General features: G+C 44.7%; 19 protein-coding genes. 7 read left to right on the forward strand and 12 right to left on the reverse strand.

The genetic code is table 11. The features are described 5' to 3' along the window. Positions 1-137 precede the first annotated feature (137 nt). A complete protein-coding gene (locus VPNCDNU1_RS02045; RefSeq protein WP_167404700.1) occupies positions 138-1,085 on the forward strand; it encodes a polysaccharide deacetylase family protein in 948 nt (315 codons plus the stop codon). A 99-nt stretch (positions 1,086-1,184) separates the two neighbouring features. Here the strand turns inward: VPNCDNU1_RS02045 and VPNCDNU1_RS02050 are convergent, their stop codons facing one another. From VPNCDNU1_RS02050 to VPNCDNU1_RS02065, 4 genes are all read right to left on the reverse strand, one after another. Beyond that, positions 1,185-1,649, reverse strand: coding sequence for a DUF302 domain-containing protein (locus VPNCDNU1_RS02050; protein WP_104398815.1), 465 nt, complete (start codon positions 1,647-1,649; stop codon positions 1,185-1,187). Between the two features lie 121 nt (positions 1,650-1,770). Then, the gene (locus VPNCDNU1_RS02055; protein ID WP_104398816.1) at positions 1,771-2,448 is read right to left on the reverse strand and encodes a spondin domain-containing protein; all 678 of its coding nucleotides are present in this window, start codon (positions 2,446-2,448) and stop codon (positions 1,771-1,773) included. 180 nt (positions 2,449-2,628) lie between these two features. After that, positions 2,629-3,510, reverse strand: coding sequence for a DMT family transporter (locus VPNCDNU1_RS02060; protein ID WP_104398970.1), 882 nt, complete (start codon positions 3,508-3,510; stop codon positions 2,629-2,631). 160 nt (positions 3,511-3,670) lie between these two features. Beyond that, positions 3,671-4,843, reverse strand: a complete 1,173-nt coding sequence (locus tag VPNCDNU1_RS02065) for a phytanoyl-CoA dioxygenase family protein (RefSeq protein ID WP_104398817.1) — start codon at positions 4,841-4,843, stop codon at positions 3,671-3,673. A gap of 267 nt (positions 4,844-5,110) precedes the next feature. Between VPNCDNU1_RS02065 and iolB the strand changes: the two genes are divergently transcribed. After that, on the forward strand, positions 5,111-5,935 hold the full coding sequence (iolB, locus tag VPNCDNU1_RS02070) for a 5-deoxy-glucuronate isomerase (RefSeq protein ID WP_104398971.1): 825 nt from the start codon (positions 5,111-5,113) through the stop codon (positions 5,933-5,935). A 3-nt stretch (positions 5,936-5,938) separates the two neighbouring features. Further along, a complete protein-coding gene (iolG, locus tag VPNCDNU1_RS02075; protein ID WP_104398818.1) occupies positions 5,939-6,925 on the forward strand; it encodes an inositol 2-dehydrogenase in 987 nt (328 codons plus the stop codon). 20 nt (positions 6,926-6,945) lie between these two features. On the opposite strand, the gene VPNCDNU1_RS02080 is transcribed toward iolG, so the two are convergent. Then, positions 6,946-7,761: a MurR/RpiR family transcriptional regulator gene (locus VPNCDNU1_RS02080; protein ID WP_104398819.1), complete on the reverse strand. Its 816-nt coding sequence runs from the start codon at positions 7,759-7,761 to the stop codon at positions 6,946-6,948. Positions 7,762-8,209: 448 nt separating this feature from the next. On the opposite strand from VPNCDNU1_RS02080, the gene VPNCDNU1_RS02085 reads away from it, so the two are divergent. Further along, a complete protein-coding gene (locus tag VPNCDNU1_RS02085) occupies positions 8,210-8,815 on the forward strand; it encodes an HD-GYP domain-containing protein (RefSeq protein WP_104398820.1) in 606 nt (201 codons plus the stop codon). 195 nt (positions 8,816-9,010) lie between these two features. On the opposite strand, the gene VPNCDNU1_RS02090 is transcribed toward VPNCDNU1_RS02085, so the two are convergent. After that, positions 9,011-10,222, reverse strand: a complete 1,212-nt coding sequence (locus tag VPNCDNU1_RS02090) for a hypothetical protein (protein WP_104398821.1) — start codon at positions 10,220-10,222, stop codon at positions 9,011-9,013. Between the two features lie 250 nt (positions 10,223-10,472). Here VPNCDNU1_RS02090 and VPNCDNU1_RS02095 point away from each other — a divergent pair, with 250 nt between their 5' ends. Next, entirely contained in the window at positions 10,473-11,021 is a 549-nt protein-coding gene (locus VPNCDNU1_RS02095) for a DUF2975 domain-containing protein (protein WP_104398822.1), read from the forward strand. Between the two features lie 9 nt (positions 11,022-11,030). Beyond that, positions 11,031-11,246, forward strand: coding sequence for a helix-turn-helix domain-containing protein (locus tag VPNCDNU1_RS02100; RefSeq protein WP_101112259.1), 216 nt, complete (start codon positions 11,031-11,033; stop codon positions 11,244-11,246). A 102-nt stretch (positions 11,247-11,348) separates the two neighbouring features. On the opposite strand, the gene VPNCDNU1_RS02105 is transcribed toward VPNCDNU1_RS02100, so the two are convergent. The 6 genes from VPNCDNU1_RS02105 to iolD form a co-directional block, all read right to left on the reverse strand. Then, positions 11,349-12,509, reverse strand: coding sequence for a Gfo/Idh/MocA family protein (locus VPNCDNU1_RS02105; RefSeq protein WP_104398823.1), 1,161 nt, complete (start codon positions 12,507-12,509; stop codon positions 11,349-11,351). A gap of 122 nt (positions 12,510-12,631) precedes the next feature. Continuing rightward, on the reverse strand, positions 12,632-13,462 hold the full coding sequence (locus VPNCDNU1_RS02110) for a class II fructose-bisphosphate aldolase (protein WP_104398824.1): 831 nt from the start codon (positions 13,460-13,462) through the stop codon (positions 12,632-12,634). Between the two features lie 17 nt (positions 13,463-13,479). Further along, complete coding sequence (locus VPNCDNU1_RS02115; RefSeq protein WP_104398825.1) at positions 13,480-14,337, reverse strand: 5-deoxy-glucuronate isomerase; 858 nt, start codon at positions 14,335-14,337, stop codon at positions 13,480-13,482. Continuing rightward, positions 14,330-15,424, reverse strand: coding sequence for a 5-dehydro-2-deoxygluconokinase (gene iolC, locus VPNCDNU1_RS02120; protein ID WP_237324069.1), 1,095 nt, complete (start codon positions 15,422-15,424; stop codon positions 14,330-14,332). The genes VPNCDNU1_RS02115 and iolC overlap by 8 nt, the downstream gene beginning before the upstream one ends. Next, the gene (locus VPNCDNU1_RS02125) at positions 15,411-16,592 is read right to left on the reverse strand and encodes a Gfo/Idh/MocA family protein (RefSeq protein ID WP_104398827.1); all 1,182 of its coding nucleotides are present in this window, start codon (positions 16,590-16,592) and stop codon (positions 15,411-15,413) included. Before VPNCDNU1_RS02125 ends, iolC begins: the two co-directional genes overlap by 14 nt. A 10-nt stretch (positions 16,593-16,602) precedes the next feature. Beyond that, positions 16,603-18,459 carry a 3D-(3,5/4)-trihydroxycyclohexane-1,2-dione acylhydrolase (decyclizing) gene (gene iolD / locus VPNCDNU1_RS02130; protein WP_104398828.1) on the reverse strand — a complete coding sequence of 619 codons (1,857 nt, stop codon included), beginning with the start codon at positions 18,457-18,459 and terminating at the stop codon, positions 16,603-16,605. 237 nt (positions 18,460-18,696) lie between these two features. Between iolD and VPNCDNU1_RS02135 the strand changes: the two genes are divergently transcribed. Further along, positions 18,697-19,587 carry a TIM barrel protein gene (locus VPNCDNU1_RS02135; protein ID WP_104398829.1) on the forward strand — a complete coding sequence of 297 codons (891 nt, stop codon included), beginning with the start codon at positions 18,697-18,699 and terminating at the stop codon, positions 19,585-19,587. Positions 19,588-19,595: the final 8 nt, after the last annotated feature.

Here is a 19,595-nt window from a genome sequence, read left to right on the forward strand (position 1 = left end):
TTGGGTATAAATGCGAGATGGCTCGGATGTTCTATTCAAGCCGCTCAATAAGCTCATAAAATCGAAACACAAGTCAAACTACACATATTGAATTTGTGGCATATTTTTGTTCAAACCAGAATATGTATAGGCGAAAAATGGCTAAGTTATGGGTCAGTGCGTTAGGAGCAGCACTATTGCTGAGTGGGTGCTCCGATGCCAGCAAAATAAATCAGTGCCTCGGTTTCGATTCGCAAGACACAGTTTTTGTGATTAACGCTGACGACATTGGGATGCATCCCGATATGGATAAGGCTGTGTTTGAAATGTATGAGCAAGACATTGTTCAAACCTTTTCTTTAATGGTTCCAACACCAAATTTCAATTTCTCTGCACGTTATGCTATCAGCAATAAAGTACCAGTTGGGTTGCACCTAACACTGACCAACGAGTGGCAAGAAGCCAATAGTTGGACGCCATTACTCAGTCAAGAAGAGGTCCCTTCGCTATACAACAAAAAAGGTTTCATGTGGCCAACGGGAGATGAGCTCGCAGAGTACGCCAACATCAAAGAAGTGCGTAAGGAATTAGAAGCGCAAATCGACCTTGCACTCGCAATGGGGCTCAATGTAACTCACCTAGACTTTCACATGCTGTATTGGGCATATCGAGAAGATTTCTGGGATGTCACCCTTAGCATCGCTAAGCACTACAAACTGCCTATTATTGTTCAGCACCACTGGATGAGTCAGCGTGAACAACGGAGCCGCACGGCGACTCTGCAATGGAAAGGATATTTCTCTCCAGATGTTTTTTGGATGTATTACAACCCAACAGATAGGTTAATGGATGAAGGGTTAAGCCAAGCCCAATATCAAGAGATGTTTGAAGATGCCAAGCCAGCCCTTCATCACGTCGCGATTCATCCTGCACTTCGAACCGACAGTGCCAAGCAGCAATTCAGAGACGCTGAATTTCGGTTTGATGAATATCGCGTTTGGACCGATGGTTCGCTTAATAAAGCAATAAAAGAGAACAACATTAAATTTACGGATTATCGAGAGTTAAAACGATTGATGACGGAAGAGAGTGACTGCTTAAAGTAGCCTTTTCATTGATAAGTGAACAGAACCTTATATGCAATACGCCCATTGAATTGAATCAATGGGCGTATTGTTTTTTACCGATAACTTGAGAGCTTGTAATTACTGAGTTGCTGCTTTAGCAAAATTGCTTAGTGCTTGTTTTACTTTGCCGATAACTTTTGCGCATTTGTTCTCTGAATTCATGTCCAAGCCATGGCGAGTGTTGAGGTAATCGGGGCTATTGTATGCCAACCAGTTGTCTCCTGCTTCGTCTTGCCAAATGAGCATTTTTTGTGGCAAATCGATAGCAACAGTTTGGTTGCACTTCATAAGTGGTGTACCAACTTTTGGATTACCAAAAATAACTAGTCGAGTGGGCCTGAGTTCTATTCCTACTTTCTTTGCACCTTCATCATGTTTGATTTGGGTGAAAACGGTCATGCCTTTTTTCTCTAAAATAGCAACAAGATTTTGAGTCGTTTGATCGACATTGTGATTGCTTTTGATGGTTACAAGACCATTGTCAGCAATGGCTGAGTAGGACAAAAGGTAAGAGAACACGCCCATAGCGATGGTTTTTTTCATTGTGATTCCTCTGGAAGTCAGGTCAATATTTTGAGTGAATTGACGTTCCTCCAATTCCCCATTCAGAGAGAACAATCATTTAGAAGAGTAAGGCAGAGCTTACGCTCTGCCAAGGTTCAACCTATTGAATTCGCTTAATTCTTACTTTGGCGACAGCGCCTTGCCAATCATAGGCAGATTGTGCCAGGTCGGCTTCTCCATGAATGCCTGGACTCGGGTAAACATAGCCTTCATCACTGTCAGCTGCAGCAGAGAATGGCGACCCACCACATTGAGGGCCAGGAATATTAGCGCATAACTCATCGTTGGCTTCGGTGCCAGCGTCGTATGCGTGCATTTGGTAGGTCACCGACTTACCAATGTATCTAGGCAGTCGCTTTCCGCGAAGTGATACCATGGTGTCGTTGGTAGGGAGCAGCATGGAAATAAGGCTTAATCGGCTATGTGGTCGAGTTGAAGTTAATTCAAACGACACACTTTGACCGTTGTTGAGCAAGCCCTCAGAAGAAGAGGTAGAGGAGACATAGTTAGAGTCATCAAGTTGAGCTTGCAATGGTGCGATATCACCGCCTTCAGCTACGCGTTCAACGTTATCAGAGACCGGTTCCCCAAGTTTAAAAAGCTGGTGTCTTGGTAAATGGGTCGCACCAAGGAAAGGTGTAAATGAAATGCCTTTGGTCAGGTTAGTTACGGTGACTTCGTAAACTCTTTCTTGATGGTAGTAATAAGAGTTGGCCAGCAATGAAGGAGAAAGGCTAAACAGTGCTAAAGAGATGAGTGTTTTGGTTGTGTTTTTCATGCGAAAACCTCGCGTGTCGTTATTAAAGTCATAACGACTATACGCTCAGCCTTTGCTCGAATAACTCACAGAAAGCTCACAAATGCATCACAAAAGATGCTCGCGCTATCATTCTTAAGCGCGAGCACGTTTAATCGCAAGTACACCCAACTGCAATCACAGAGCACTCAAAGCAAAACGCTAGTTCGATTTTTTGGTTTCCCAGTGCGTGATAAATGCGACTGCACCAATAATTATAGCCGCGCCAAGCCATAGCCGACCTGGAGGAACCCAGCCAAATACCATCCAGCCTGCCAACACATTTAAAGGCAGTTTGGCGTGATCAAATGGTTGTACAAACGAGGCATCAGCGACTGCGTAAGCTTTAACAATCGCCCATTGAGCTAGCGCTGTCATCGCTCCTGCGGCAATTAACACTGCCCATAAATTCCATGTGCTCGGCATTGAAAAGTCGGGTAGCGCCAACAACAGGTTAAAAGGCGTGATCAGCAGAAGAAGGTACACCACCATGGTGGACGGTGGATCGTTCACCGACAGCTTTTTCACCATAATGGAATAGCATGCCCAAAAGAATGCAGCGCCTACCGGTAATAAGGTTGCCCAGCTAAAGTCGTCTGCCCACGGTTCTAAAATTATCATTGCACCGGCAAAACCGGCTAATGTCGCAAACCAGCGAGCAGCACCTACTTTCTCTTTTAGGAACAAGCCCGATCCTACAGTAGCGAAAAGTGGTGATGTCATAAGCAGAGCGATACCCTGCCAAATAGGAACGGGGTAGGCCAGTGCCCACAACCAAAGTTGGATACCAATAACCGATAGGAAAACACGCATCGCATGCCACCCAAAATGTTGAGTTTTGAGTGATTGGCGTATACCTAGTGTTCTTAGGTAAGGAAGAATCACCAGTAGCGCAATTCCGTATTGGAGCAGAGCAACGGTGGTGGAAGGAACGCCAAAGTTAATGCTTGCGACTTGCGCAAGGCTATTCACAATAGCGAAAGCCATTCCGGCGGTAAGCATCCAAGACGCACCGCGTAAAGGGTTATGTTGTTGAGTTTGCATAAAAGTGGTGAATAAAAATTGTGTTTGTAAATCATACGTTTTATTCATCATTAAGCCAACGCTTGTAACACGACAAACTTATTCAAAAAAACTGAATGAATTTTATGAAGGCTGAATTTAAAGCTAACGCCAAATCAAGCGCTTTTGGTGTCGTTGCTTATCACCTCTCGGGTTCTGCTTTGCGCCTTTCTAATTGAGCCGTCAATGCGTCGTAGTACTCTTGCTTTGAGCCTCTAGAATCTAATATCGATTTGAGCAACTGCTTCATCGTTTGTGGAGCCAATTCGCCGATTGGAGCGTCCGTGTCTAAATTGGTGGGAAAAGAGTATCCATCCGAAGATGCAGTAAGAATGGCGTCTCTTTCTATTTCGGTCAGTGTTCCTGATTGCCAATGTGCACTGAGGTAATCGTAGAGTGTTGACGATACCTTTGCTAAATCTACCGTTTCCATCGGTTTTGCAAACGCAGAAGAAATTTGAAGTAAGTTAGCGCAGCGTTGGATATCTTGCGTGTCGTTTTGTCCTGCTGCATGCACGACGGCAGGATTAAAAAAGAGGGCATCGCCTTTGGATAACGGCAATTGCACGCAGTGATCTTCAAAGTATTGTTGAAACACTGGTTCTCTGCACGAGATATACCCTAATGGGTAATGTTGGGAGTAAGGTAAAAGTTTGGTCGGACCGCTTTCTAGTGGCATATCACTGTGCGCAATAGCACCTTGTAGAGTCAGCAAAGCCGACATTTGCTGGGCATGAACGGGATACTGGCTTAATGTGTCTGCGTGTTGAAAACCAAGATGGTAATCACGGTGAGATTGTTGTGCGCGGCCGCCTGGACGAACAATATTTACCTGTGCGGTGACTTGATAGTTTTCACCAAGCCACGATTCAGAAACCAACTTGAGTAACGGGTTTTTGTAGTAATTGATGAATACGTCTGGGTTCGCCAAAGCACTTTTTTGAAACACATTCCAGATACGCCCGTTGGCTGTCGCTCCTGCTTGGGCGAAATGATCGCCTTCACCAAATCCTAGCTCCGATGCCAAAATGTCATTAAAAACATGGCTCATTGTATCGACGATTTGGGTATCTGAGAAAAAGTTCTTAATGACCGCGATACCGCCTCCCATCAGAAATACACTTGCTAACTCATCTTTAATCGTTTCCCAGTTTTCAGAATCAATTTGATGGGCATCGTAAATGACAATGCCTTGATGCACTTCAGATGGCCATTTCAGTGCAAATTCTGAAGAGGGAACACGACTGGCAACAAAGTCTTCTAAACTGATGTTGTCTTTGTTCGCAAACATTGGAAATTTAGAGTTCGAGTACATTGGGTTCTCCTTTTCCCTAAGTAGTGTCTTACCGTTGTTTTGATGTGTCCGATGGGTATCTGCAACCCATTGATTTTCGATTTTTCGCCAGATGTTATTCCGCGTTCTTATGCAAATGTGCGGTTAAATTCTAGCCAATCATCACACTTTTGGAAACCACTTTTTGAATTAACTGTTTCATTTGTTCTTTGTGTGAAATATTTATTTCCAACAAGATCAACCCAGCACATAACCATCAAGTTGTGCAGCAATGTGGAGAACAAATGGATGTCTGATTTACTTTCTAAACGGAAAATTCGGGACGAACAGAATCGTATCCAGCACATTACGCCTAAATCGGCAGGTTGGACTTACATTGGGTTTGAAGTTGTTCAGCTCACTACTGGTCAAGCTCAAAGCTTTGAAGCCGCGGAAGGGCAGGAAGTTTGTATTGTACTGGTTTCCGGCAAGGCAAAGGCGACATTAGCTGGAGAAAGCTTAGGAGAGATTGGCGAGAGAATGTCGCCATTCGACAAGATAAAACCTTATGCGGTTTACGTTTCCACTGGAGAGGCGTGTTCGTTCGAAGCCCAAAGCGATTTGGAATTGGCTATATGCCGCGCACCCAGTAAAAGGACGTATCCATCCCGGTTGATTTCCCCAAACGACATCGATGCGGAGCATCGAGGCAATGGGCGAAACCAAAGGTTTGTGCATAACATTTTACCAGACGATAAGCCAGCAGATAGCCTGTTGGTCGTTGAAGTGTATACCGAAGAAGGGTGCACCAGTTCCTATCCTAGTCATAAGCACGATCAAGATAATCCACCGAATGAAACTTTGCTGGAAGAAACGTATTACCACCGGTTAAATCCGGAGCAAGGGTTTTGTTTTCAGCGAGTGTACACCGATGACCGTACCTTAGATGAATCTATGGCGGTGTATGACCGCGATGTCGTTCAGGTACCCAAAGGTTATCACCCTGTCGCGACCGTAGCCGGTTACGACAGCTACTATTTAAACGTGATGGCTGGCCCAGTAAGACAGTGGTTGTTTACATGGGAAAAAGACCATCAGTGGGTCAATACTGACGAATATAAAAAGATGGACTAAAACATGTTTAATATTGCTCTATTTGGTGCTGGACGCATTGGTCAGGTGCATGCTGCCAACATTTCTTCACACCCAAAAACTAACTTTACGGCGATTATCGATCCTTATGAAAAGGGCGCTCGTATGTTGGCAGAGAAATACGACGCGCAAGTTATGTCGATACAGGATGCGATGGAAAATCCGAGTATTCACGCGGTTTGTATTGGCTCGGCAACGGATACCCATGCTGATTTGATTGAACTTGCAGCGAAATCGAACAAAGCTATTTTTTGTGAAAAGCCAATTGATTTAAGCCTAGCGCGAGTACGTCAATGTCTTGCGACTGTTTCTACCCATCAAGTACCGATATTGGTGGGGTTCAATCGCCGCTACGATCCTCATTTTTCTGCACTCCAGCAACAGTATGCTAAGGGGGCGATAGGTAAAGCTGAGTCGTTAGTGATTACGTCTCGCGATCCCGCTCCACCGCCAGTTGAGTATGTCAAAGTCTCTGGCGGTTTGTTTCGAGACATGGCAATTCACGATTTTGATATGGCGCGATTCATACTGGGAGAGGATCCCATTTCTGTGATGGCCCATGGCAGTTGTATGGTGGATGAAGAGATCGGAAAAGCAGGTGATATCGACACGGCGGTAACGGTTCTCTCTTTCCCTTCAGGTGCTACTGCAACAATCATCAACAGCCGTCGGTCGGGTTACAGCTACGATCAACGAGTAGAATTACACGGAAGCGAAGGCGTATTAAACGTTGTAAATTTGCCGGAAAATTTAGTTCAGCAGTGGGATGAGTCTGGCGTGCAATCAGCGAAGCCTCAGCCCTTTTTTCTAGAAAGATATGAAAAAGCCTATCAAATTGAATGGCAGCACTTTGTGGATGTACTCGAAAGAAAGACAGCGCCTTTATGCAGTGGATACGACGGTGAGATTGCCTTAGTGATTGCTGAAGCTGCCACCGAATCCATGCGGTCAGGGCAGCCTGTTTCGCTATAAGAGAGTCGTTAAGGTAAATACTACGAAGCCAATGAAACGGCAATGGTTTGTGCTAAACACAGTGTTGCAGACTGAGCTCTAAATCCGTCTACATTGGCTTCGTTTACTACGAAGCTGACATCGGAAATCTCTGCAATGGGGCTGACTTGGCTATCTGTAATGGTGACCTGTTTTGCTCCTTTCTGTTTGGCAGAGCTTACCCAATCATGTGTTTCCTGAGCGTAAGGGGTAAAGCTTATCGATATAACGGCATCCTTTTCTGTCACCATGGCAAGCTGTTCGTTATACATCCCACCTAATCCATCAATCAATATGACACGCTTACCTAAATGGCGAAGGGCGTACACAAAGTACGATGCCACGCTAAACGAGCGGCGCATTCCTACAACATAAACGCACTCTGCTTTGTCCAGCAGTTTGACTGCCTGATTCAAATCCTCTTCTTCGATCTTGTTCGCCAGCTGCTCCAGTGCGTGAGCATTAGCGTGCGCGAAGGAATGCAAACGGGAAATCGGTGTGCTTGGCTTAGCTTCGTCGGGAGACATGGCTTTTACAAGCTTAACTCTATCGGAATAATTGCTGGTTTCTTCCACCATATTTTGGCGATACAACTGCTTTATTTCATTGAAACCATTGAAGCCCAATGCGCTCGCAAATCGAATGAGTGTTGAAGGGGGAACATCTGCATTGTTAGCGATAACGGCAACCGTATCAAATGCCACATTATCAGGGTTATCCAGTAGATACTGACCCACTTGTTGAAGACGTTTGCTTAAACTGCCGTATTCTTTTCGGATACGATCTTGCAACTCATTTAGTGTTGTTACGGGTTTCATGTAGCGTCCAGATAAGTGAAAATGAGAAGGAAAACGCCCTTCTTTATTTCGAGATTACTTCATTTGGAATAAACATTTCAATATTACGTGTCAGATTCGTGAGAGCTGCCTCTATACCCAAATATCTTTATACCTAAATGATCACAAGGTGCTGGGTTCAGCGAGAATTAACCGGCTTTCAAACAAGGCATCAATACAAACGTAAAATTTAACCGCGAGTCGGTAGCTCGACTTAAATTTGTGACTTTGAACCAACAATGACAAATCTATCCGGTCATTTTTTTTGGGGAAGATAAGCTAATTGATGAATAAATCAAAAAGCGACAACTGCTTAATTCCTCACTTTTAATAGGATTATTTACGAGTTTGCTTTTTCATGCTTCTTTTTAGTAGCTGTAGACGATAGGAGCCTTCACAAAAAGTATAACATTCTTAGGGTGGTCACTTTATGGGCTTAGAGAATGAAATTCTTGCTACTTTGCAAATGTACACTAAGGCATTATCGGTCTCCCTCAAATACCGTGACTTTTCGACATATCTGCATTCAGGTCGCGTTCAAAAATTGTCTTCAGAGCTTGGGCGTCAGTATGGTCTGAGTGGCAAAGAGCTCAATGCTTTGTGCATCGCTGCGGCGTTCCATGATATTGGAAAGATAGGCATTCCTGATGACGTGCTAATGAAACCGGGAAAATTCAAAAAAGAAGAGTGGGAGATCATGAAAACGCACTCTGAAATTGGCGAGAAAATACTGGCTTCCACCGAGCTAAAAGGAGCTGAGTATGTCGCCAAACTTATCCGTCACCATCATGAACATTATAATGGAAATGGCTATCCCGATGGTTTGGCTGGGGATGATATTCCTATTTCATCTCGAATTATCAGTATAGCGGATAGCTATGAGGCGATGTCGATCACTCGGGTTTACCATTTCGCCCGAACTCATGATGAAATTATGGAAATATTACGTCAAGAAACGGGCTTAAAGTATGACCCCGATGTCTTTAATATATTCAGTGTAATAATAGAGAATAGCGAGTTTAAAACGGACAAATAGTTTCCGTGGTTATTTATTAGCTGAATTTCAGATTTTATCATCACATTTCCATGTTCGGTTGAGCAGTTACATGGCATACCTGCATTGCTGTAGCTCTATAAATGCTATAGCTCTAGAGACCTTTGGGCATAATGAGAATACGAGTATAAAGGGGGAGAGCTCATGCCGGATCGAGCTATCCCTACTTAATTTGTCTTAAAGAATGATTGTTTTGTCTTTGAAGACGAGTTTTTCTACATGACTTAAGTAATTTGTACCATCTCGGCGTTGTTGCTTGTCTTTAACGATAATGGATCCGTCGCTATGCTTTTCGATTGTGTAAGCTGAAGCGTGTCCTGAAAAGAACACTTTGTTTGTTGCTTCGTTTCCAGTGATGTCATTGTCCATAGAATTGACGATAACATTCGAAGGGTTCGACCCCGTTAATGTAATGCTTTTAAGGTATTGAGAATGGTGAGTATAGGGAACGGATTCGTTAAAACGTAAACTAAAATCTCCTGCAAAACTTTCATCAATTCGAGCATTGTATGTGAGATAAGAGTGGAAGAATTTATTGTTCATTAATTCAGCACCAAGGGTGTCTTCCAGAGCAATTTCTTTACGACTTTTGGCGGTATAAATCCCCCACATTCCATGCGTATTGCTTTTCGACCAAGCCCCCCATAAGCCGTAGTAAGAATCGATAACTGAAGCGAGATATTCTTGCGACAAGCTATTTTCTTCCGTGAGCTCTTTTATCCAGCGTCTATATTCCGCTCCGCCACCCCATAATTGATGGGCTAACGCATGGGATTGTGCTTGTCGGACTTTCGCTTGAAACTCTGGCAGTGACCCCATGAAAACCTCAACTTGATCCACGCCAATTCCGTAGTCGTGTACCAAGTGCAGAATTTCTTCAAATGTCGCGTCGCGGTGATCGTAATTTTGATTGATATACCATTTGTGTCCTTCAACTTGGATTTCATTTTGGTACAAGGGTTGACCATCGAGTTCTGTAGCAGGGTTAGAGCCATCGTCCTCGCCATTGAGGAGCAAAAGTATGGCGTTGTTATCTGCCATTTTGTTGGCGACTTGGGTTTTGTCTGATCCGAACTGTGAATTGGGAAGAGGGGTTAAGTAATGTTCTAACACTGATCGCGCACGAACAATTTGATTGTCCGATAGTTTGTCTTGCGCGATCAGGTGTATTGCCTTTCCATTTGGCGCAAGTACTTTTGTATAACGATTGAATTTCATTTCAACGCTGTAGGTCTTTGAAAGTGTGTCGGGTACATCTTCAATTCCTAAGCTTTTTGTTTCTTCAGAAAGAGGAACGAAATCGGCTGAGGTATTACTTGTGCTATTACAGGCAGTTAAATTAAACGTGATAGACGTTGCAAGCACAGCAGTGAAAACGAAACGTTTCATTTTTGTATCCCGTAGTGTACTTCGTTAGACGCGAAGTTTTGGCTAAGTGGTTATTTATATCAGCAGACCTTAGCATTTCATGAATTGATCGAATGTTGGGTAAGCGAATGTAAGGACGGGGATTCTAATTCTCTTTCCTGTATTTATCATTCTTAAAGAATATTAAATTATCGTTTTACGATAATTTAATATTGATCTTCGGTTTTCTACAATTTAGTATGCACTTATCCAATCAGATGAGAGTGACCTAATGTCTAAGATCCAAAATCAAAGCCGCCGCGTGCGAATTCTATTTCAATGTTTGTTTGCACTTACACCTGTTTTGGTGTGTTACTACTGGCTAACGGTGGATACGACGTATGATTTTTTAACCTCAATGGGCATCATTGAAATGAGTTTCAAAGCTAACGACTTCACCTCTCTGCCTTTGTCGCTTAGCACTCGGCTGTTCGCAATGGTTGCGAGTTTATTGTTGTGCAGCATTATTATGTATGCGCTGACGCTGTTAATTCGGCTGTTCAAGAACTACGAGCGTGATGAAATTTTTTCGTTGGAAAATGCCAATTATTACCAAAAGCTAGGCTACAGTCTGTTTTACTGGGTAGGTGGCTCGGTCATCTATGGCGCAGTAACGTCAGTGATTCTGTCATTTAACAATCCTCCCGGTGAACGGATGCTTTCTGTTACTTTCCAAGGTATAGATTTGCTGACGCTTATGTTTGGCTTTATCGTAGTGATCATTTCTTGGGTAATGAAAGAAGGTCATGTACTTGCAGACGAAAACCGCCACACCATTTAAGGGCTTATCATGACGATTTGTATTAATTTAGATGTAATGATGGCCAAAAGGAAAATGCGCTTAAAAACGCTGGCTCAAGAAGTTGGGATTACCGAAGCCAATTTGTCGGTCTTAAAGAATGGCAAAGCAAAAGCCGTACGTTTTTCAACGTTAGAAAAGTTGTGTGAAGTACTCGAATGCCAACCGGGTGATATCTTGGAGTATCAAGCAGAACAATCAGAGTGATTTTCTAAGGTCGCAGGAAGGTGGGACAAGAATAAAGGCGTGAAGGGATATTCACGCCTTTAGTGTCTGAATGGGTATACGCCATTCAGCGCGACAAACATCTTAGGAGGTTAGCGCAACCCATTGGCTGTCTGAATCTCTTGAGTTTAATGCCGCAAACACAAAAGCCATACCTTCAGCACCTTCTTCCACACGAGGATATTCAAGGCACAGCGGGTTAGGTTCCTCTCCTGATTCCAGTGCCACAATGTGATTCGCCAAATCAAAATACAAATTAGCAAATGCTTCTCGGTAGCCCTCAGGGTGCCCGATAGCAACATGAGATACCCTTTCTGCTTCAGGTAGTAGCCCCTTTCCACCTTTGGTTAATACATATGCAGGTGCATCTAACGGTCTAACAAGTAACTCATTGGGCTGTTCTTGATTCCACTCTATGCCCCCTTTTGTACCATAGATCTTGAAACTCAAACCATGCACGCCACCTGCGGCAGCTTGGGTGACAAATAGCTGACCTCGCGCACGATTTGAATATCGCAATTGCACTCCACAATAATCGTCTGCTTGACGCCCATCCACCAAAGCGGTGACGTCAGCACTGATTTTTTCGGGGATCATTCCTGACACATAATTAAGCAAGTGATAGCTGTGGGTGGCAATATCGCCCAGTATCAATGAAGGACCTGCTAACTCAGGTTTCATGTGCCAATTAGACCCATCAAGCTCGCTGGGCGTTAGCTCAGCCAAATGCCCTTGAATATAGTTGCTTTGAAGCATTTTTATGTCGCCAATGACACCATTCTTTATCATGGCGCGTGCCTGACGCACCAAAGCATAGCCCGTGTAGCCGTAAGCAACGCAATAACACTTCTTACTTTGCTTGGCTTTTGCAACAAGATGGTTCGCTTCTTCTTCGTTCATTGTGAGTGGTTTCTCACACATTACATGAAAACCCATTTCTAGAGCTTGAATAGACAAGGCGTAATGGGTGTTGTTGGGCGTCATGATTGCAATTACATCTGCGCCATCTGTTCTATTTTTTTCCTGAGAAAATAACGCATCAGGTGACGCGTATCCTCGAACGCCCAAAGATTCCGCTGCTTTTACAGAACGGTCTGGATTCGAAGAAAAAACGCCGGCTACCACGTCAAATTCTTCGTGCATTGTGGCGGCGCTTCGGTGAATAGACCCGATAAACGAATCAGGACCTCCGCCGATTACAGCAAGTCTTAACCTTCGCCCAAGTTTTTGTATCGAGAGGCTCATGTTCTTTCCTTTTATTTGATAGGAGAAAGGCCTGTGCACCCCAGTCTCGTACAAAAGAGATTAGTCTGGTGCAAAATGAGTTTAGTCTGGTGCAAAAGAGTTTAATCTAGTGCAAGAAGAAATTAATCTGGAGCAAGAAGTGACAAAACACGCACGACCTCTTCTTGAAGTGTAGGCATTGCAGCCAGAGCAAATCGGCTTCTATCGAAATTTGAATTTCCTTCCATCAAAGCACGAACTTTGTTCCCCATTGCCATCCTAAGCGTGGTTCCTACATTAAATTTGGCCACTCGGGTCCTTTTGAGCTTTTGTAGGTCGTCAGAGTGAATTCCCGATGTACCGTGGATCACTAAAGGAATTGGCATGTCTTCTTCAATTTCTTGCAAACGCTCAAAATCAATAGGGCTGTCCGCTCGTGTTTTACGGTGTACGTTTCCAACGGATACCGCTAACGCGTCGACGCCACTTTCTTTGGCGTATTGCCAAGCTTCTTTCGCCGAGGTGAGAATTGATTGAATATGGTCTCGACCTTCTTCGTAAGGTACGGATCCCAGCTCTCCTTCTAAAGATACACCCAGTGACTTAGCCACTTGCGCTACTTGACGAGTGCGCACCAGATTCTCTGAAAAAGGCAATTGAGAGCCATCAAACATAACGGAGCTGAATCCTGCATACATCGCTTGATACACGATCGACTCTTCGTAGCAATGATCAAGATGAACAACGACGGGAACTTGGCTTTTCTTGGCGATAGGAACCAGCATTCCTGCCATCACTTCGACACCAGCAAGATCCACCATGTCTTTATTAACGGCGAGGATAACGGGGCGGTTTATAGCCTCCGCCCCCTGAACAATCGCCATAGCTTCTTCGATTCCGAAAACATTACAGCAGGCGATAGCGCCTGAACTGTCGGCCGCATGAGGAAGTATCTCATTGAGTGATACGAGCATTTTATTTTCTCTCCCTTTTATTTGAACTTCGCGACCATGTCTTTAATACCTGGAATGGTTTCCACTTGGTATTCGTGGTTAGGGTCGAAAAATTGAATCAAAGATTTGCTGGTTTCGCCCACGATAATAGTGAAGTAATACATTTCGTAACCCGGAGCTGCCACACTTGGGTGATAGCCTTTATCAATCGCGATAACACTGCCTGTTTTAACATGATAAACAGGTCCCTGATCGTCGTGGTGCTCATATAAAAATTGCGCACCAAAGCCATGCCCAGGGTTGAAGCGGAATTGATAAACTTCTTCATAACGGCTTTCAGTTGGCAGTCTATCTTCATCGTGTTTGTGTGGCGGAAACCCTGACCAGCCACCAGCACCGACGGTGAAGAGTTCGCTTACGAGCAATCGTCCTCGATTATCGGCGTTTTTTTGTCCAAGAATGTGTTTTATTTTTCGGTGAGTTTTTGTGTCGTCGCTGCCATATTGCACTTTGTCTACGTCGTCAGGCGTGACAGCAAAAGGCGCGAGTTCTGGGCGATCTTCATCACCGTAATATCCACCAGCAATCAATACATCAGCAGAGTCGGAAACACAGGTAATGTTGGCTGTTGAACCTACGGGTACATAGACTGCGGAAGGGTCGCCTTCCCAAACCGAATTTCGCTTTCCTATACCCGGAAACGGCTTCTCGTTTACCGAGATGTCGCAGGTTCCTCCCGCTAACACCACCACACTTTCATAGTTATCTAAGCTGTATTGGTAGGATTCGCCTTGTTTTAGCGAAACAGGGTTGAAGTAACACAACGGGGTTGTGTCATCATTAATATCAATAATTGGTTCGTTTTTGTTATCAAACGGTGGAATATGCTTACCCATGACACGACTCCTTGTTGGTTAGCAGTGAAAATTGAGGGGAAAATGGGTGATCTTGTGATTGCATGAATTCAAGCAGTTTAGGCAACGTCGACATCGCGTCAGAACAGGTATTCCCAGTTACATTAATGGCGGCGTTTGCACTGCCCATGGCGATGCAGTCTTGCAGTGGTTGCCCATGCAATAGCCCAAATATCAATGCGCCAGCAAAAGCGTCTCCCGCTCCATAAGGCTTTTTCGCAATAACGTTAAATATGCCTTGGGCCGCGCTAGTGAGATTCTGGCTGTTATCTGTACCAAAAAACTTGCATCCATTTTCACCTGCTTTCGCAACCACTAATTCAGCTTGTTTGCATAAAATCTGGGCTGCAATAAGTGCCATCTCTTCGCTGTCTTTATGATGAAGGGCACTGCCTTGCATGACTTGATATTCTTCTTCGTTCCCGATAACGAGATCGCTCATTGCCGAGGCTTTTTGATAACAATCGGCGGCTTCCTCTGCGCTTTGCCACGAATAAGCTCGATAATCTAAATCAAGCACGACTTTGCAACCATGGGCGCTGGCTAATTTCATCGCTCGTAAAGTCGATTCACGGGAAGGGGATTGGGATAGCGCCGTGCCAGATACAACCAAAGTTCGAATGGCTGAGAAATCAACGGCATCGACGTGATCAAAATTCAGGGCGAGGTCTGCAGCTAAGTTTCGGTATATAACCACTTCAGGTTTAGGATCAAACTCTGCCAACGCAAGACTGGTTCGATATTCTCCCTGAACGGTAAACAGATACGTTGTGCCGATGGCGTGTGCATTTAGCGCGTCTTTTACGTAATGCCCAACACCATCTTCTGAGACGCAACTTAAAACCGAAGAATGCGCCCCAAGTTTAGATAGTGAAAAAGCAATATTCGCAGGGGATCCGCCTACAGCTTTATGGAAGGTTGATGTGCTTCCTAAAGTTGCTCCGAAGTCATTGGCATAGAGATCCATTCCAGCTCGACCAAGGCAGAGTGCGTCGATAGGGCGATCATAATGCTCGCCCCAATCACTTAACTGTATTTCAGTCTGGGTGTTGGTATTATTTGTCATCATAATTCACCCATATTGCGCCTTTGTCGGCAGACTCTACGCAGGATTCGACAAACTTGACGCCACTGATCCCCGCCTCAATATCTGGGTACCAATGGGTGGAAAGGAAGTCGGTATCTTTACGTTCAAAAGCATCTATAGCTACAGCATAACGGTGGTAAAGGTTAGCCCACGATTCAAAGAACCCTTCACCATGCCCGCCGCCAATGCGCGAACTGTTCACGCCAGCGGCGTCATTGTGAAGGTAGGGCATTCCACGCTCCATGACTTGTGAAGGTTGCCCTTGAATCTCATAGCGCAGTTGGTTCGGGTATTCATCCCACCATTCGATACTGGCTTTTTCACCAACAATGCGGATTTTTTGCTGATGCATCGAGCCGGCGTTAATTGCACTTGCCCACATAGTGCCTGTCGCACCATTGTCGAAATTCATGATGACGTGCGCGTTATCTTCGAGCGGCGAGCGCGATTCAATAAATGATTGCCTAGCGCATAAAAGAGACGTCACCTTCAATCCAGTGATCAGCTCTGCTAGGTAAAAAACATGAGTGCCGCAATCTCCAATGATAAAGCTTGGTCCTGAAACTTCAGGGTTCATGCGCCACTTCGCTCCGGGGGAATTCTTTTCTACTTCTACGTTGTGATACCCATGAGCAAACTGCATTTGAATAACACGAACCGCACCGATATCACCTCTTTGCACCATCTCACGCGCTTGCTGAACCATCACGTGGCCGGTATAGCCATACATGACTGCCAACATGCGATGATTTTGATGGGCTATCGCCTTGAGCTCTTCCGCTTCAGTGGCATGAAAAGTCACCGGTTTTTCACAAATTACGTGCAACCCAGCTTCTAATGCGGCTTTGGCTATTTCGTAATGCGTTGCGTTTGGTGTCGCAATGGAGACGGCTTGAATACCATTTTCTTTTTTGGCTTCTTCCTCGAACATCACCTTATAGTTGGCGTAGCATCGGTCTTTTGCTAAGCCCAGGTTGGTACCAAAGTCTATGCAGCGCTGGTGGTCGATATCTAATGCACCGGCGACAAATTGAAACAGACGATCCCGAGCGGCTGCTGCACGATGCGAATGACCAATTTCACTGCCTCGCCCACCCCCAATGAGCCCCCAACGAATGGGGGTATCAAAGTGTTTTTCTTCATTAAACATCTGGCTACTCCTAAATGCCTCGACGTTGGTGACGTCGACCTTCATCCCAAGTTTCTTTTGCTTTAACAACTTCTTCTCGATCGGTTACTTCTGGCAGTCCGACTTCCCACCACGCATCAACCGACGACCAGAGGGTTGGGTCGATATCAACCACAAGAACGTAAGTTTGGCTTGCTTCTTTTGCACGATTAAACGCGTCTTCAAAGTGCGTGAGGTTATCGACCTTTTCCGCAATTGCTCCTAACCCCTGTGCATGCTTTACAAAGTCCACTCTAGGAAGCTCTGACTCTTCTCTGATCGAAGTGCAGTCTTTCAATAGATTGTTGAAGCTTTCGTTACCTGTGTTGTTTTGAAGCTTATTGATGACCGCAAACCCTCCGTTATCACAGACAATCACAATCATTTTGTGACCAGTTAAAACCGAGCTGTAGATGTCTGAATTGAGCATTAGGTAAGAACCATCACCGACTAAAACAATGGCATCACTGTTACCTAGCGCCATTTTGGCACCCCAACCGGCCGCCACTTCGTACCCCATACAAGAGAAACCAAACTCGATATCCAATTGACCTGGCTGGCTCGCTTGCCAGTTCATATTGAGTTCTGCAGGTAAACCACCTGCTGCGGTTATGACCCTATCGTCAGGCGAAGCCAGCTGATTCACTTTACCGATAACCTGCGCATAGGATGGTGTTGCTGTTTCTGAAGGTCGGGTACGTTCTGCCACAATATCCAACCATTTCTGTCTCTCTTGACGAGTGAAGAGAGACCATGTTTTATCTACTTTCCAATGAGTTAACATGGGGTTTAGTTGTTCTAGTGCCGCTTTGGCATCGGCTTGAATCGGGCATGAAAGGTGCTTAATGACATCGAAACGGCACGTGTTAACACTGATCAGTTTCATGCTCTCACCGCGAAAAACGGTCCAAGATCCTGTAGTGAAATCTTGTAATCGTGTGCCAATGGCTAAAACTAAATCTGCTTGTTCTGCGATGTTATTTGCACTGTCGGAGCCTGTTGCACCAATTGGTCCACAATTTAAGGGGTGCGAGGCAGGTAAAAGTGTTCGACCCGCGATGGTTTCAATTACGGGGATATCGTACTTTTCTGCAAACTCTTGAAGCTCTTGTTGGGCTTCGCTGTAAAAAACGCCGCCTCCTGCCACTATTACAGGTTGTTTGCTTTGTTTAATAAGGGTTGCTGCAGCTTCCAAGTCTTCAAACTCAGGTTGAGGACGTCGAATTCGATGTACTTTCTTTTCGAAAAAGACCGATGGGAAATCCCACGCATCTCCTTGAACGTCTTGTGGTAGAGCCAAAAATACGGGGCCACAATCACTAGGATCCAGCAAAGTTGCCATCGCCTGTGGAAGAGAAGCGACTAATTGTGCGGGGCTCGTAATGCGATCCCAGTAACGAGTCACAGGTTTGAATGCGTCGTTAACCGTGAGGGTCGGGTTGTTAAAATGCTCCGTTTGTTGCAGTACCGGGTCTGGTAAGCGCGAGTTAAAGGTGTCGCCTGATAGAAGCAATAGTGGGAGTCGGTTGGTGTGAGCAACGCCAGCGGCGGTAATCATGTTCGTGGCACCCGGTCCGACCGACGATGTAGCAATACCAATGCGTTTTCTCTTGTTAGCACGTGCATAGGCTATCGCCGCCAGCGCCATCGACTGTTCATTCTGTCCGCGCCAAGTGGGAAACACATTTTGATTCTCTAAGAGTTGTTGCCCCAAACAGGTCACGTTCCCATGGCCGAAAATAGCGAACGCGCACCCAAATAAGGATTCTTCTTTACCATCAACTTCTATGTATTGCGCTGCTAAGTAGCGAACGAGCGCTTGAGCTGTTGTGAGTCTTACCGTTGTCATTTGTACACTCCTTGTCTACTCACTATTCGTATTGACCAAATAATAACCTCGCCCTGAAAATGTTTTCAATACATTTGTTGATTCTTTGATCGAAATGAGCTCAATTTATGCGTATTTGAGATCTAAGCAAACAAATATGATTAATATTTGCTCTGTCTGTATTGACATAATGAAAACATTTCCATTATTGTGACTCAATTGTTAATCGAATGTGAATTTTGTATAGAGAGTGACATTGTGGAATTGAAACTTGCAAATGCCCCGTGTTCATGGGGAATAGAATTTCCAGATAATCCTGATAACCCGTCTTGGCAAACGGTCTTAAATGAGATTAGTACTTCGGGGTACAAAGCAACAGAACTGGGACCTTTAGGTTATTTGCCGCAAGAAAAAGAAATACTGGGAAAGGAGCTGTCAGACCGAGGTTTAGAACTTATAGCCGGTACGCTGTTTGTTCATCTCCATAGAATGGATACCCGACAAGCTATATTGGATCAAACCAAGACAGTGTGTCAGATACTGCAACAGCAAAACGCTAAATATTTGGTCATTATTGATCACGTTTCGTCCCCCCGTACTGACCAAGCAGGTCAATTAGACACAGCGACACGTCTCTCTGACGAAAGCTGGAATTACATGATGGAAACGCTGAAAGAGGTAGGACGTATTTGTGCCGACTTTGGCATTGTTCCTACCTTACATGCTCACGCGGGAACCTTTATTGAGTATCGAGATGAGTTAGATCGGGCGATGGGCGATTTGCCACCAGATTTGATGTCTCTTTGCGTCGATACAGGTCACTGCATCTACGCAGGGATGGACCCGTGCGATGTGCTTAATTCCTATCGAGATCGAGTGAAATACCTGCACTTTAAAGACATAAATCCAGATGTTCACAAAGTCTCTGTTGCAAATGGCGTCGATTTTTATAAAGCCATTGGCAACAATATTTTCTGTCCATTGGGAGAAGGGTGTGTTGATTTTGAAAAGGTAAAACAGACTCTTATTGAAATTGATTTCAAAGGATGGGTAACCGTTGAGCAAGATACTGATCCGAGTGCAAAGAGTGATGCAAAAACCGATGCGGAAAGAAGTCGGGTGTTCATTGAACAAACAATTTTATCCTGAAGCTTCCT

It is taken from the genome of Vibrio penaeicida, assembly GCF_002933855.1.
Classification (GTDB): domain Bacteria; phylum Pseudomonadota; class Gammaproteobacteria; order Enterobacterales; family Vibrionaceae; genus Vibrio; species Vibrio penaeicida_A.